Genomic DNA, 14,558 nt, shown 5'->3' on the forward strand with positions numbered 1-14,558 from the left:
ACGAAGCGGACCGTCAGCCCGTCGTCCACCACACCGTCGTGTCCGCCGGCAGCTTCGCCTCGCCCTCGTCCGTGACGGTCACCTCGCCGCTGGTGAGCAGCACTCGGCCGTACGCCGGTACGGTCACCGCGTCGCTCCCGGTGTTCGCCGTACAGGCGAACTCCCCGCGGCGGAAGGCGAGGACGCCCTCGGGGGCCTTCAGCCACTCGACGCGGTCACCGGCCCCGAGGTCGGGCTGCTCGCACCGTACGGCGAGCGCGGAGCGGTACAGCTCCAGTGTGGAGCCCTCGGCCCCGGTCTGTGCCTCGATGCTCAGCTCGGCCCACTCGGCGGGCTGCGGCAGCCAACTGCCGCCGGCGCCGAAGCCGTACGACGATCCCGTACGGGTCCAGGGAATCGGCACCCGGCAGCCGTCACGGAAGCCGTCCTGGCCCTCGCCCCGGAAGTACGCGGGGTCCTGGCGCACCTCGTCCGCCAGGTCGACGACGTCCGGCAGGCCCAGCTCCTCCCCCTGGTAGATGTACGCCGATCCGGGCAGCGCCAGCATCAACAGGGTCGCCGCCCGCGCCCGGCGCAGGCCCAGGTCGCGGTCCCCGGCGGTACGGATCTGGGTGCCGAGCCCGGCCGGGTTGGCGAACCGGGTCGCGTGCCGGGTCACGTCGTGGTTGGACAGCACCCAGGTGGCCGGGGCGCCCACCGGGCGCATCGCGTCGAGGGTGCGGTCGATGCACGCGCGCAGCTCGGCCGCGTCCCAATGGGTGCTCAGATACTGGAAGTTGAAAGCCTGGTGCAGTTCGTCGGAGCGTACGTAGTTGGCGGTGCGCTCGATGGTCGGCGTCCAGGCCTCGGCGACGAAGATGCGGGCGCCCGCGTACTCGTCGAGCACCGTGCGCCACTGCCGGTAGATGGCATGCACGCCGTCCTGGTCGAAGAACGGCATGACATCGTTGCCCAGCAGCTTCACCTGCTCGTGCGAGCCCAGGTCGGGCAGCCCCTCGGCCTTCACCAGTCCATGGGCGACGTCGATACGGAAGCCGTCGACGCCCATGTCCAGCCAGAACCGCAGGATCGAGCGGAACTCGTCGCCGACGGCCGGGTGGTCCCAGTTGAAGTCGGGCTGCTCGGGCGCGAAGAGGTGCAGGTACCACTCGCCGGGTGTGCCGTCCGGCTCGGTGACCCGCGTCCAGGCGGGCCCGCCGAAGATGGACTCCCAGTCGTTGGGCGGGAGTTCACCGCTCGCGCCCTTGCCGGGGCGGAAGTGGTAGCGGTCCCGCAGGGGGGAGCCCGGCCCTTCGGCGAGTGCGCGCTTGAACCACTCGTGCTGGTCGGAGGAGTGATTGGGCACCAGGTCGACGATGATCCTCAGGCCCAGCTCATGGGCGTCGCGGATCAGCGCGTCCGCGTCGAGCAGGTTGCCGAACATGGGGTCGACGGCCCGGTAGTCCGCGACGTCGTAGCCGGCGTCGGCCTGCGGCGAGGCGTAGAAGGGGCTGAGCCACACGGCGTCGACACCGAGGTCTCGCAGATACGGGAGTCGGGAACGTACGCCCTCCAGGTCGCCCATGCCGTCGCCGTTACTGTCGGCGAAGCTGCGCGGATAGACCTGGTAGATCACCGCTTCCCGCCACCAGTCGCGGTGTCTGGCGACAGTGGCGAGAGCCGACGTCGAAGCGGGGGCCGGGGCCGGGTCAGTGGAGTGCTGGCTCATGGCGTCCTTGGTACGTAACGGGGTTCGGTTCACAGAGGTCTTCGGGGTCTACGGAACTGCTGACTCTACGAATTACAGGCTCTACGCGATTGTGGCGCTTGCAGGTTTTCGGCGTTTTACGGAAATCCCGGAAACTGCCGGGTCTCGGATGTGAGGCGGCCGCGATGCCGGCGGGGTCGGATGGACACCGCGACCGCCTCCGTCTTCCGGGGGCGCCAGGGGCGCCCCTTTAGGGGCGCGGGGCTGTATTCAGCTTGCGGCTCCGCCGCGCGGGCGCGACCAGCCACGACGGCGCCGCAGCCAGGCGTCAGCCTTTCGTGCCGCCCGCCGTGAGCCCGGTCACCAGGTTCTTCTGCACAAGATAGAAGAACGCGGAGACCGGCACGGCGATCAGCACGGCCGTCGCGGCCATGTAATGCCGTTGTGCGTCGTGCTCGCTGACGAAGCTCTGCAGCCCGACCGCGAAGGTGTACTTCGTGTCGGACAGCATGAACGTCGAGGCGAACGCGACCTCGCCGAACGCGGTGATGAAGCTGTAGAACGCGGCGACCGCCAGGCCCGGTTTGGCCAGCGGCAGGATCAGCCGCGCGAACGTGCCGAAGGGGGTCAGCCCGTCGACGCGCCCGGCCTCGTCGATCTCGAACGGGATCGTGTCGAAGTAGCCCTTGAGCAGCCAGGCGCAGTACGGCACGGCCGTCGAGCAGTAGACGAGGACCAGGCCAAGGTAACTGTCGATGAGCTGGAGTTCCGACAGAATCTGGTACATGGGCACGATCAGTACGGCGATCGGGAACATCTGGGTCACCAGCAGCACCCACATGAACTTCTTGTAGCCCGGGAAGCGCATTCGCGAGACCGCGTAACCGGTCGTCGCCGCGACCAGCACGCCGATGAGCGTCGTACCGAGTGAGACGAGGAGCGTGCTCGTCAGCCAGTCGAAGAACTTCGTCTCCTGGAGCACGAAGACGTAGTTGTCGAAGGTCATCTTCCCGAAGATGCGCCCGGGGTGGAGGTAGTCGTCCTTGTCCGGGCCGAGGGACAGGAAGACCAGCCAGGCGATCGGGAACAGCGCGATCAGGCTCGCGACGATCAGGATGCCGTGTGAGGCGAGGGAGGCGCCGAGGCCGCGCTCGCCGCGGCGGCGGGTCTTGCGCGGCCGGACCGCGCCCGGGGCCTGATCCGTCGCTGAGGTGGTCGGAAGCGTCGTGGTGCTCATGGGGACTCCTGCCTCAGATCGCGAGCTGCGGATCGTTGCGGTTCAGCCAGCGGCGGTAGACGGAGGTGAAGACGATCAGGATGGAGAGGAGCAGGATGCCGTAGGCCGCCGACTGCGCGTAGTCGCGTGGCTGCTGGCCGAAGCCCAGGTAGTACGCCCAGGTCACGAGGATGTCGACGTCCGGGGCGGTGTTGCCGAACAGCAGGAAGATGATGGCGAACTGGTTGAAGGTCCAGATGACGCCGAGGAGTACGACGGTGGAGCTGACGGACCTCAGGCCCGGCAGGGTGACGTACCGGAACCGCTGCCAGGCGCTGGCGCCGTCCATCTCGGCGGCCTCGTACAGCGCCGAGTCGATCGACTGCAGTCCGCCGAGCAGCGAGACCATCATGAACGGCACACCGCACCAGGTGTTGACCATGATCGCGGCGAACCGCTGCCAGAAGGTGTCCTCCAGCCACAGCGGCGTCGGCAGGTGCATCGCGTCGAGAGCCGCATTGATGACGCCGCTGTCGGCGAGCATGAAGCGCCAGCCGAAGACGGTGACGAAGGTGGGCACGGCCCACGGCAGGACCAGGATCAGGCGGTAGAGCGTCCGTCCGCGCAGCTTCTGGTTGAGCAGCAGCGCGAGGCCGAGACCGATGGAGTAGTGCAGGACGACGCAGGCGGCCGTCCAGACGATCGTCCAGATGAAGTGCGACCAGAAGCGGTCGTAGGCGGTCTCGCCCCACAGGAGGTCGGCGTAGTTGTCGAGACCGATGAACTTGTACGTCGCCTCGATCTCGTTGACGCCGATAGTGCGGGCCGTGTTGAGGCTGTTGGCGTCGGTGAGCGACAGGTAGAGGCCGTACCCCAGGGGGTAGAGCACGAGGACACCGAGCACGACGACCACGGGAGTGATCATCGCGTACGCGTACCAGTACTTCTGGTAGCTGTGCCTGAGGCGCCTCAGCGGCCCGGGGCGCGGGGCTCGCTCACCGCGGCGCTTGCCGGTCGCGCGGTCGATGGCGACTGTCATGGTCGACAACCTTCGGGGAGATCTGCGGATCAGGGGTGAGCCGGGTGGCGGCAGGCCGGTGGCCGTCGGGTCCCTCCCCCGGGATCAGGGGGACCCGACGGCCACGCGGAGTCACTTGCTGAAGTCCGGGACCAGCTTGGCGATCGCGGTCTGAGCGCTGCTCAGGCCCTCGTCGAGGGACTTCTTGCCGCCGGCGACCTCGTTCAGTTCGGTGTCGAGCGGGGTCCACAGGGAGCTGTACTCGGGCAGCGCCGGACGCGGCTGGGCGGCGGGGAGCACGTCCTGGTAGCCGGCGATGCCCGGGTCGGCCTTGACCTCGGCGGTGTAGGCGTCGTCGCGGGTCGGCAGCGTGGAGTTCTTGAGGGCGATCGTCTCCTGGGACTTCGCCGAGGACATGAACTTCAGGAACTTCAGCGAGGCCTCCTGGTGCGCCTGGTCCGAACCGGCGTACACGGAGAGGTTGTGGCCGCCGGTCGGGGCGCCCGCCTTGCCGGTGGAGCCGGCCGGGACGGTGGCGATGCCGAGGTTGGCCTTGTCCTTGAAGGCCGAGCCCTTGTAGAAGTTCGTGATCTCCCAGGGGCCCTGGATGATCGAGGCGACCTTGCCGCTGACGAACGCCTCCTGGATATGGGCGTACGCGTCGGCGGTGGTGTCGGCCTTGTGCAGGCCCTTGCCGTCGAAGAGGCTCTCCCAGGTCTCGTAGCCCTTGACCGCGGCGGGCGACTTGACGGTGATCTTCTTGGCGTCGGCGTCGACGGTGTCGGCGCCCTCGCCGTAGAGGAAGGACTGCGCGTAGTAGGCCTGGGTGGAGCCCCAGTAGCCGTCGACGCCGGTCTTGTCCTTGATGGTGGCGGCGGCCTTCTTCAGGTCGTCCCAGGTGGCGGGCGGCTCACTGATGCCGGCCTGCTTGAAGAGGTCCTTGTTGTAGACCAGCGCGAGCGTGTCGGTGACCAGGGGGACGCCGTACGTCTTGCCGTCGTACTTGGCCTGCTCGATCAGGCTGGACTGGAACTTGCCCTGGTCCGCGAGGGCCTCGGTGCCGTCAAGCGGCAGGAAGAAGCCCTTCTTGGCGAAGGCGGGGGTCCAGCCGACCTCGGAGCGCAGGACGTCCGGGGCGCCCTTGGCTCCGGCGGCGGTGTCGAACTTGTTCTGCGCCTGGTCGAAGGGCACGTTGACGTAGTCGACCTTGATGTCAGGGTTGGCCTTCTCGAATTCCTTGACCAGGGCCTGGTACGTGGGTGCCTCATTGGTGGCGTTGGAGGTGTCCCACCAGGTGATGGTGAGGGGGCCGTCCGACTCGTCGCTGCCGCTGTCACTGCCGCCGCAGGCCGTCGCCGTGAGGGCGAGGGACGCCACCAGCGCGGTGGCCGCTATGCCACGCCGCATGAGTTCTCCTTGAGGGTGAAAGCCCGTGTGGTTTGAGAGCGGCCCCGTCCGCCGCTCGCCGCCGACTCGCGGACTGCGTCGCTGCCGCCGCCGGGCGACGCTGAACGTAACAGCGCTGCAAGCGTTACGAAAGAGCTTGCAGCAAAAAAGTGCAAGTGATCTTCGATGTTATCCGGACGTGACCCAGGAGCGACCGGCGTGAGACGCTTGTTTACGGACGTAGAGCCGCCCTGCCGCCTATGCAAGACTCTGCAAGCCTTTGCCGCCACTTTCATCAGGGAGCGCGATGACCCAGCAGCCCGGACCGGGCCGGTCACCAGGTCGCCCACCACGCCGGATCGGTGTGCAAGGCGGCACCCGGCCGGTACAGTCCACCCCTGTGACCACACGGCTTGCCGACATCGCAGCCCAGGCGGGGGTGAGCGAAGCGACCGTCAGCCGCGTCCTGAACGGGAAGCCGGGCGTCGCCGCCACCACCCGCCAGTCCGTACTGGCCGCACTGGACGTCCTCGGCTACGAACGCCCGGTACGGCTGCGGCAGCGCAGCGAGGGTCTGGTCGGCCTGATCACGCCGGAGCTGGAGAACCCGATATTCCCGGCGCTGGCCCAGGTCATCGGCCAGGCCCTGACCCGCCAGGGCTACACGCCGGTCCTCGCGACGCAGACTCCGGGCGGCTCCACCGAGGACGAACTGACGGAGATGCTCGTCGACCGGGGTGTCGCCGGGATCATCTTCGTCTCGGGGCTGCACGCCGACACCTCCGCGGACATGCAGCGCTACGAGCGGCTGCGCGGCCAGGGCGTCCCCTACGTCCTCGTGGACGGTTTCTCGCCGAAGGTCCAGGCCCCTTTCATCTCGCCGGACGACCGCGCGGCGATGGCTCTCGCCGTCACCCACCTCGTCTCGCTGGGTCATACGAACATCGGGCTCGCGCTCGGCCCGAAGCGGTTCGTGCCCGTACAGCGGAAGATCGAGGGCTTCGTGCGGACGATGCAGGACCTGCTGGGCCTGAGTACGGACGACGTCGAGCAGCGCCTGGTGCAGCACTCGCTCCACACCCTGGAAGGCGGCCAGGCCGCGGCCACCGCTCTGATCGACCGCGCGTGCACGGCCGTCGTCTGCGCGAGCGACATGATGCCGCTCGGTGCGATCCGGGCGGCTCGGCAGCGTGGCCTGGAGGTTCCGCGGGACGTCTCGGTGGTCGGCTTCGACGACTCCCCGCTCATAGCGTTCACCGACCCGCCGCTCACGACGATCCGCAAGCCGGTGCCGGCCATGGGACAGGCGGCCGTGCGCACGTTGCTGGAGGAGATCGGGGGAACACCGGCTCCCCACAGTGAGTTCGTGTTCATGCCGGAGCTGGTGGTGCGGGGTTCGACCGCTTCGTCCCCTGGGGAACGGAATCGTCCCTAGGCAGTAGAAAACGCCGCGCCTATAGGTCCCTCAGGCTTAGAACGTGCGCCCAGGACCCGACCGACGGATGATCGGTGGGGGACGGATTCTCTGGCAGACTCTTTCCTTATGGGTGAGACGACGGTGACGACTACGGAAGGCCGTCAGCAGGCCGGTCCGACGCCCGTCGCGGACGAGGTCGACGGCCGCTACCGCGCGGGCCAGGACTTCCTGCGCCGGCTGCGGGCACCCCGTCGTCCCCGCCTCTGGTTCGAGATCCTGCTGATCGCGGTGAGTTACTGGACGTACTCGCTCATCCGCAACGCCGTTCCGGAGCAGAAGGCCGAGGCGCTGCGGAACGCCGACTGGATCTGGAAGGTGGAGCACCACCTCGGGATCGCCGTCGAGGAGACCGTCAACCACGCCGTGAACTCGGTGACGTGGCTGATCGTCGGCATGAACTACTACTACGCGACACTGCACTTCATCGTCACGCTCGGTGTCCTGGTATGGCTCTTCCGTAGCCATCCCGGCCGCTACGCGGCGACCCGTATGGTGCTGTTCGCGACCACGGGTGTCGCCCTCGTCGGCTACTACCTGTATCCGCTCGCGCCACCCCGCCTGATGAACGGCAGCGACTTCGTCGACACGGTCGTCGTCCACCAGACCTGGGGCTCCATGGCGTCCGGTGACCTGAAGAGCATGTCGAACCAGTACGCCGCGATGCCCTCCATGCACATCGGCTGGTCCGTCTGGTCCGGCCTGACGATCTTCGCCCTCGCCTCCGTCCCCTGGGTCCGGGTCCTCGGCCTCCTCTACCCCACGGCCACGCTGGTGGTCATCGTCGCCACGGCCAACCACTTCTGGCTGGACGCGGTGGGGGGTGTGCTGTGCCTGGGGTTCGGCTTCGCGGTGGCGTGGGTCTGGTACGGGGTACTGCCGTACGGGTTGCCGCGGCTGGTACCGGTGCAGAGGGGGCGGAGCCGGGGGTTTTCGCCCCCGCCGCCCCTACCCGTCCCATACCAAGGGGCTCCGCCCCTGGACCCCGCCGAGGGCTGCGCCCCCAGACCCCCATCGGCCTGAACGGCCTCGTCCTCAAACTCCCCCAGCTACCGCTGGGAGGTGCCCCCAGACGGGCTGATTGATGCGGGCGTGGCCTGCAAAGTTCCGCCTGGGCAACGGAATCTCAGCTGCGGAATTCAGCCCGGGGCTGCGCAAAATCAGCCCCTCCGGCGATTGAGGAGCCGGGGGTCCGGGGGCTGGCCCCCTAAACCGGGTACGGGGCGAAGCCCCGAGCGGGTCCAGGGGCGGAGCCCCCAGCGGGGTCCGGGGCGAAGCCCCCAGCGGGGTCCGGGGCGAAGCCCCCAGCGGGGTCCGGGGGCGAAGCCCCCAGCGGGGTCCAGGGGCGGAGCCCCGAAGGGGGTCCGGGGGCGAAGCCCCCAGCGGGGTCCGGGGGCGAAGCCCCCACCGGGGTCCGGGGGCGAAGCCCCGAGCAGGTCCGGGGGCGAAGCCCCGAGCAGGTCCGGGGGCGAAGCCCCGAAGGGGGTCCGGGGGCGAAGCCCCCAGCAGGTCCAGGGGCGAAGCCCCCAGCAGGTCCAGGGGCGGAGCCCCGAAAGCGGTCTGGGGCGCAGCCCCCAGCGGGCTCCGGGGCCTGGCCCCGGGATGGGACGGGTAAGGGCGGCGGGGGCGAGACAACCCCCAAGCCCCCTACCCCCCGTAGAACAACTCCTCCACCACGCCCCGAGCCCGCCGCGTCGTACGCCGATACGCGTCCAGCATGTCGCCCACATGCCCCGGCCCGAACCCCAGATACCGGCCCACCGCCGCCAGCTCGCGCCCGCCCGACGGGAACGTGTCGCCGGCCCGCCCCCGCACCAGCATCACCGCGTTCCGCACCCGCGTGGCCAGCACCCACGCCTCGTCCAGTATCGAGGCGTCCTCGGCGGAGATCAGTCCGGCGGCGCACGCGGCGGACAGGGCCTCGCGCGTACGCGTCGTGCGCAGGCCCGGCTCCGCCCAGCCGTGCTGGAGCTGGAGAAGCTGCACCGTCCACTCCACGTCGGACAGTCCGCCGCGGCCGAGCTTGGTGTGGAGGGTGGGATCGGCGGCGCGCGGCAGGCGCTCGGATTCCATACGGGCCTTCAGGCGGCGGATCTCGCGTATGGCGTCGTCGCCGAGTCCTTCCGCGGGATACCGCAGGGGGTCGATCAATTCGATGAACCGCTGCCCCAGGTCCGCGTCCCCGGCGACGGGTACGGCTCGCAGCAGGGCCTGGGACTCCCAGACCAGGGACCAGCGCCGGTAGTACGCCTCGTACGAGTTCAGCGTCCGTACCAGCGGCCCCGACTTCCCCTCCGGCCGCAGATCGGCGTCGATCAGCAACGGCGGGTCGGAACTCGGGATCTGCAGCAGCCGCCGCATTTCCGCGACCACGGCGTGGGCGGCCTGCGAGGCCTCCTGCTCGGGCACGCCCTCGCGTGGTTCGTGCACGAACAACACGTCCGCGTCAGAGCCGTAACCCAGCTCGTGCCCGCCGAACCGCCCCATCCCGATCACCGCGAAGCGGGTCGGCAGCGTGTCCCCCCAGCCCTGCCGTACGACGGCACGCAGCGTCCCGGCGAGCGTCGCGGCCGTCAGGTCGGACACCGCGCCGCCGACCATGTCGACGAGCGCGCCCTGATCGGCGGCGGCGGCGGGCGACTCCTCCGTGCCGTACGAACGGACGATGTCGGCGGCGGCCGTACGGAACAGCTCGCGCCGACGCACCCCGCGCGCGGCGGTGACCGCGGCCTCTCCCCCGTCGGCGCGCCCCACGGCGGAGAGGATCTCCTGCTCCAGGTGGGCACGGTCGCGAGGGCCGAGGCCGCCCCCGCCCCCGTCGCCGTTGCCGTCGCCGAGCAGCGCCACCGCCTCCGGGGCCCGCATCAGCAGGTCGGGGGCCAGCCGCCCGGCGGACAGGACCCGGGCCAGGTTCTCGGCGGCGGCTCCCTCGTCCCGGAGCAGCCGTAGGTACCAGGGCGTTTTGCCCAGGGCGTCCGACACCTTGCGGAAGTTGAGCAGTCCCGCGTCCGGGTCGGCGGAGTCCGCGAACCAGCCGAGGAGCACGGGCAGCAGCGTCCGCTGGATCGCCGCCTTGCGGGTGACGCCGGACGCCAGCGCCTCCAGGTGGCGCAGTGCGGACGCCGGGTCCGCGTAGCCGAGGGCGACCAGCCGCTCGCGGGCCGCGTCCGCGCTCAACCGGGCCTCGCCCGGCGCTAGTTGGGCCACGGCGTCGAGCAGCGGCCGGTAGAAGAGTTTCTCGTGCAGGCGTCGTACGACGGAGGTGTGCCGCCGCCACTGACGGTTCAGCTCGGTGACAGGGTCGGTGCGCAGGCCGAGCGAGCGGCCGATACGGCGCAGATCGGCGTCGCTCTCCGGCACGAGATGCGTACGCCGCAGCCGGTAGAGCTGGATACGGTGCTCCATCGAGCGCAGGAAGCGGTACGCCTCGTCCAGCTGCACGGCGTCGGAGCGCCCCACGTAGCCGCCCGCGGCCAGTGCCTTCAGGGCCTCCAGCGTGGTCCGGCTCCGTAGCGACGTGTCGGCCCGGCCGTGCACCAACTGCAGGAGCTGTACGGCGAACTCGACATCCCGCAGTCCGCCGGGACCGAGTTTCAGCTCGCGCTCGATCTCGGCGACGGGGATGTTCTCCACGACGCGGCGGCGCATCTTCTGGACGTCGGGGACGAAGTTCTCGCGTTCGGCTGCCTGCCAGACGAGGGGGGCGAGCGTGGCGATGTACTCCTCGCCGAGTTCGATGTCCCCGGCGACCGGCCGGGCCTTGAGCAGGGCCTGGAACTCCCAGGTCTTGGCCCAGCGCTGGTAGTAGGCGAGGTGGCTGGAGAGCGTACGGACCAGCGGGCCGTTTCTGCCCTCCGGCCGCAGATTGGCGTCGACGGGCCAGATCGAGCCCTCGACGGTGGTCTCGGAGCAGATCCGCATCAGGTGGGAGGCGAGCCGGGTCGCAGCGCGCAGGGCCTTGCCCTCGTCGGCTCCGTTCACGGCCTCCGCGACGAAGATGACGTCGACGTCGGAGACGTAGTTCAGCTCCTGGCCCCCGCACTTGCCCATCGCTATGACCGCGAGGCGGCACATGGCGGCGTCCTCGGGGGCGGCGGCCCGGGCGATGGCGAGTGCGGCGCGCAGCGTGGCGGTCGCGAGGTCCGCGAGTTCGGCGGCGGTCTCGGCGAGGTCGGTGGTTCCGCATACGTCCCGTGCGGCGATGGACAGCAGGCAGCGGCGGTAGGCGACGCGCAGGGACACCGGGTCGGCGGCTTCGGCGAGGCCGCGTTCGAACTCCGCGATCCCGGGGTGCAGGTCCTGCGGCTCGTACATCACGAGCGCCTGCCAGTCGAGCGGATGCCGGGCGAGATGGTCACCGAGCGCGGCGGAGGCGCCGAGCACTCCGAGGAGCCGGTCGCGCAGCGGCTTCGCCGAGATCAGCGTGTCCAGCAGCTCGCGCTGTCCCGCGTGGTCCTTCTGCGCTTCGACGAGCCGTACGAGCCCGAGCAGCGCCAGGTCCGGATCGGCGGTCTCCCCGAGTGCGTCGAGCAGCACCGGGTCGTTCCTTATCGGCGCCAGCTCGCCGCTCTCCAGAAGCCGCTCGGCGGCCGACGGATCGGTGAAACCGTGCCGCAGCAGCCGCGAGAAGGTACTGCTCCTGCGCCCCGGCGTCGCCATCCCCGGCCTCCCCTCGGATCAAGGTCGTATGGCCATGAGCCTAACCGGAGTGCTTGCGGTGAGCGCCCGGACGGGAGTGCGGGCGATGAGTTCGGGCGGGCGGCGGAGTCTGTCCTTGAGGAGAAGTCACGGAACAGAGGACACAGAGAAGAAGACGAGGCGAAACCGCATGGCATCACCGGAACCACGAGCCGAACTCGACCCCCGGTACAGCAGCGACGGCGCCACCGCACCGCCCTGGTCGGAGACCGAGGCGATGCTCTCCGAGGCCGAGCTGTTCTGGATCTCGACGGTACGGCCCGACGGGCGGCCGCATGTCACACCGCTGCCCGCGGTGTGGGCGGACGGCGCGCTGCACTTCTGCACCGGGTCCGAGGAGCGCAAGGCGAGAAACCTGGAGCGGAATCCGAACGTCGTGCTGACCACCGGCACGAACACCTGGAACAAGGGCTACGACCTGGTCGTGGAGGGCGAGGCGGTCCGAGTCACGGACGACGGCCGGCTGCGCGAACTGGCCGACGCCTGGGAGCGCAAGTACGGCAGCTTCTGGCACTTCGAGGTGCGGGACGGCCGCTTCCACCACGGCCCGGGCGACGCCTTCGTCTTTTCGGTGGCGCCACGGATCGTTTTCGGCTTCGGTAAGGGAGAGCCGTTCGGTCAGACCCGCTGGCGGTTCGAGTGACTCTTTCGTCGGGGCGAACTGGAGGACACCAGTGATGGAGTACACGCTCGAAGTGATCCCACTGCCGGTCAGCGACATCGACCGGGCCCGGGACTTCTACCGGGACAAGGTCGGCTTCCATGTCGACATCGACCAGGAAGTCATGCCCGGCATGCGCATCGTCCAGCTGACGCCTCCGGGCTCCGGCTGCTCGATCGCCCTCGGTGACACCCTCTGGGACACGATGGACGGCCCGACGCCGGCCCCGGGCTCGTACCAGGGCCTTCAGCTGTGCGTCACGGACATCAAGGCGGCCCACGCCGAACTGACCGAACGCGGCCTGGAGGTCTCCGAGCCGGTGCAGTACACACCGGAGGACGGAGCCACCTTCATGAGCTTCAAGGACCCGGACGGCAACGGCTGGTCCATCCAGGAGTACCGCCGCCGGGCCACGGAGCCCTTGCACGAGCTGCTGGCCGAGCAGAGGCGGCAGCGGGAGGGCTGAGCAGGCGCGGGAAGGGCAGGCGCGGGAAGGGCAGGCGCGCTCTCGGAGATCCCTCTGAACGATCTCCGAGAGCGCGCCTGTCGCCGCCCTTCCAGCGGAGCGCTTACGCGTGCTCGCGCCAGCGGTTCGTTATCGGCAGGCGGCGGTCCTTGCCGAAGCCCTTCGCCGAGATCTTGGTGCCCGGCGGGTACTGGCGGCGCTTGTACTCGGCCGCGTCGACCATGCGCAGGGTCCTCACGACCAGATCGCGGTCGAACCCGGCCGCGACGATCGCGTCGGCGCCCGTGTCACGGTCGACGTAGAGCTCCAGGATCGCGTCCAGGACCGGGTAGTCGGGAAGCGAGTCCGTGTCGACCTGCCCGGGGCGCAGCTCCGCGCTCGGCGGCTTCGTGAGGGAGTTCTCGGGGATCGGCGGAGTCTGCCCGCGCTCGGCCGCCGCACGGTTGCGCCACGCGGCGAGCCGGAAGACCGAGGACTTGTAGACGTCCTTGATGGGACCGTACGCTCCCACCGAGTCGCCGTAGAGCGTCGAATACCCCACCGCCAGCTCGGACTTGTTGCCCGGCGCCAGCACGATGTGCCCCTCCTGGTTGGAGATCGCCATCAGCATCGTGCCGCGCAGCCGCGACTGGAGGTTCTCCTCGGCGAGACCCGTGAGCCCCAGCGACCCCATGTACGCGTCGAACATCGGCTCGATCGGTACGGTCCGGAAGTTGAGCCCGGTCCGCCGCGCCAGCTCGGCCGCGTCCCCCTTGGAGTGGTCCGAGGAGTACTTGGACGGCATCGAGACCCCGTACACGTTCTCCGCGCCGAGCGCATCACAGGCGATGGCGGCCACGAGCGCGGAGTCGATGCCACCGGAGAGCCCGATCAGCACCGAACGGAAACCGTTCTTCGCGACGTACGCCCGAAGGCCCACCACGAGCGCCGAGTACACCTCCTCGTCGTCGTCCAGCCGCTCCGCGTATCCACCGGTGAGCGCCGGCTCGTACGCGGGCAGCGGGTCCTCGGAGATGACGAGGTGCTCGATCCGCATGCCGTCGTCCACGAGGCGTCCATCAGCGGCTCCGCCGCGGGCGGACAGCGGCTCGGCGGCCGCGGCCGGCAGATCGAGGTCGAGTACGACGCAGCCCTCGGCGAACTGCGGGGCCCGCGCGACGACTTCACCGTCCCGGTCGACCACGATCGAGTCCCCGTCGAAGACCAGCTCGTCCTGCCCGCCCATCATGGCGAGGTACGCGGTCGTGCAGCCGGCCTCCTGCGCCCGCTTGCGCACCAGCTCAAGACGGGTGTCGTCCTTGTCGCGCTCGTACGGGGAGGCGTTGACGGAGAGCAGCAGCCCGGCCCCGGCGGTCCGGGTGGCCGGGACTCGCCCGCCGTCCTGCCAGAGGTCCTCGCAGATGGCGAGGGCCACGTCGATGCCGTGGACCCGCACGATCGGCAGGGTGTCGCCGGGCACGAAGTAGCGGAACTCGTCGAAGACGCCGTAGTTCGGCAGGTGGTGCTTGGCGAAGGTGAGCGCCACCTCGCCTCCGTGCAGCACGGCGGCGGCGTTCTGCGGCGCTCCGGCCGGCTGGCCGAACTTCGGCTGAGCGGCCTCGGACCGGTCGAGGTAGCCGACGATCACCGGCAGCTCCCCGAAGCCCTCGTCGGCGAGGCGCGCGGCGAGGTCCCGCAGGGCCGCCCGAGAGGCCTCGACGAAGGACGGCCGCAGGGCCAGGTCCTCGACGGGATACCCGGTCAGCACCATCTCCGGGAACGCCACCAGATGCGCTCCCTGCTCGGCGGAGTGCCGGGTCCAGCGGACGATCGACTCGGCGTTGCCGGCGAGATCGCCGACGGTCGAGTCGATCTGATTCAGGGCGAGGCGTAGTTGAGGCACGCGGCCCAGTGTAATCGTCAAAGAGACGCGATGGGGTGTGGGCCAGCCCACGCCCGCGCCACTGACGGGG

The 14,558-nt window shown here is 69.8% G+C and carries 10 protein-coding genes; 4 read left to right on the forward strand and 6 right to left on the reverse strand.

The features are described from left to right. Positions 1–13: 13 nt before the first annotated feature. From ABD357_RS39040 to ABD357_RS39055, 4 genes are all read right to left on the reverse strand, one after another. The gene (locus ABD357_RS39040; RefSeq protein ID WP_344396130.1) at positions 14–1,708 is read right to left on the reverse strand and encodes a glycoside hydrolase family 13 protein; all 1,695 of its coding nucleotides are present in this window, start codon (positions 1,706–1,708) and stop codon (positions 14–16) included. 307 nt (positions 1,709–2,015) lie between these two features. Next, positions 2,016–2,924 carry a sugar ABC transporter permease gene (locus ABD357_RS39045; protein WP_344396131.1) on the reverse strand — a complete coding sequence of 303 codons (909 nt, stop codon included), beginning with the start codon at positions 2,922–2,924 and terminating at the stop codon, positions 2,016–2,018. A 13-nt stretch (positions 2,925–2,937) separates the two neighbouring features. Continuing rightward, positions 2,938–3,942 (reverse strand): carbohydrate ABC transporter permease, encoded by a 1,005-nt coding sequence (locus tag ABD357_RS39050; protein WP_344396133.1) that lies wholly within the window; start codon positions 3,940–3,942, stop codon positions 2,938–2,940. A gap of 111 nt (positions 3,943–4,053) precedes the next feature. Next, positions 4,054–5,328 carry an extracellular solute-binding protein gene (locus ABD357_RS39055; protein WP_344396134.1) on the reverse strand — a complete coding sequence of 425 codons (1,275 nt, stop codon included), beginning with the start codon at positions 5,326–5,328 and terminating at the stop codon, positions 4,054–4,056. Positions 5,329–5,707: 379 nt separating this feature from the next. Here ABD357_RS39055 and ABD357_RS39060 point away from each other — a divergent pair, with 379 nt between their 5' ends. After that, entirely contained in the window at positions 5,708–6,742 is a 1,035-nt protein-coding gene (locus tag ABD357_RS39060; RefSeq protein ID WP_344396135.1) for a LacI family DNA-binding transcriptional regulator, read from the forward strand. 108 nt (positions 6,743–6,850) lie between these two features. Further along, positions 6,851–7,804: a phosphatase PAP2 family protein gene (locus ABD357_RS39065; protein WP_344396137.1), complete on the forward strand. Its 954-nt coding sequence runs from the start codon at positions 6,851–6,853 to the stop codon at positions 7,802–7,804. Between the two features lie 624 nt (positions 7,805–8,428). Here the strand turns inward: ABD357_RS39065 and ABD357_RS39070 are convergent. Then, positions 8,429–11,440 (reverse strand): bifunctional [glutamine synthetase] adenylyltransferase/[glutamine synthetase]-adenylyl-L-tyrosine phosphorylase, encoded by a 3,012-nt coding sequence (locus ABD357_RS39070; RefSeq protein ID WP_344396138.1) that lies wholly within the window; start codon positions 11,438–11,440, stop codon positions 8,429–8,431. A 169-nt stretch (positions 11,441–11,609) separates the two neighbouring features. On the opposite strand from ABD357_RS39070, the gene ABD357_RS39075 reads away from it, so the two are divergent. Together ABD357_RS39075 and ABD357_RS39080 are read left to right on the forward strand one after the other, a co-directional pair. Beyond that, positions 11,610–12,122 carry a pyridoxamine 5'-phosphate oxidase family protein gene (locus ABD357_RS39075; RefSeq protein ID WP_344396139.1) on the forward strand — a complete coding sequence of 171 codons (513 nt, stop codon included), beginning with the start codon at positions 11,610–11,612 and terminating at the stop codon, positions 12,120–12,122. Positions 12,123–12,156: 34 nt separating this feature from the next. Then, on the forward strand, positions 12,157–12,606 hold the full coding sequence (locus tag ABD357_RS39080) for a VOC family protein (protein WP_344396142.1): 450 nt from the start codon (positions 12,157–12,159) through the stop codon (positions 12,604–12,606). Positions 12,607–12,709: 103 nt separating this feature from the next. Here the strand turns inward: ABD357_RS39080 and ABD357_RS39085 are convergent, their stop codons facing one another. Beyond that, positions 12,710–14,488, reverse strand: coding sequence for an NAD+ synthase (locus ABD357_RS39085; RefSeq protein WP_344396143.1), 1,779 nt, complete (start codon positions 14,486–14,488; stop codon positions 12,710–12,712). Positions 14,489–14,558: the final 70 nt, after the last annotated feature.

Origin of the sequence: Streptomyces vastus (assembly GCF_039532825.1) — a bacterium.
GTDB classification, from domain to species: domain Bacteria; phylum Actinomycetota; class Actinomycetes; order Streptomycetales; family Streptomycetaceae; genus Streptomyces; species Streptomyces vastus.

What these genes read in the sequence shown, in the direction of transcription:
- ABD357_RS39040 (WP_344396130.1), bottom strand. Translation starts at nt 1,708, where the DNA reads ATGAGCCAGCACTCCACTGACCCGGCCCCGGCCCCCGCTTCGACGTCG.
- ABD357_RS39045 (WP_344396131.1), bottom strand. Translation starts at nt 2,924, where the DNA reads ATGAGCACCACGACGCTTCCGACCACCTCAGCGACGGATCAGGCCCCG.
- ABD357_RS39050 (WP_344396133.1), bottom strand. Translation starts at nt 3,942, where the DNA reads ATGACAGTCGCCATCGACCGCGCGACCGGCAAGCGCCGCGGTGAGCGA.
- ABD357_RS39055 (WP_344396134.1), bottom strand. Translation starts at nt 5,328, where the DNA reads ATGCGGCGTGGCATAGCGGCCACCGCGCTGGTGGCGTCCCTCGCCCTC.
- ABD357_RS39065 (WP_344396137.1), top strand. Translation starts at nt 6,851, where the DNA reads ATGGGTGAGACGACGGTGACGACTACGGAAGGCCGTCAGCAGGCCGGT.
- ABD357_RS39070 (WP_344396138.1), bottom strand. Translation starts at nt 11,440, where the DNA reads ATGGCGACGCCGGGGCGCAGGAGCAGTACCTTCTCGCGGCTGCTGCGG.
- ABD357_RS39075 (WP_344396139.1), top strand. Translation starts at nt 11,610, where the DNA reads ATGGCATCACCGGAACCACGAGCCGAACTCGACCCCCGGTACAGCAGC.
- ABD357_RS39080 (WP_344396142.1), top strand. Translation starts at nt 12,157, where the DNA reads ATGGAGTACACGCTCGAAGTGATCCCACTGCCGGTCAGCGACATCGAC.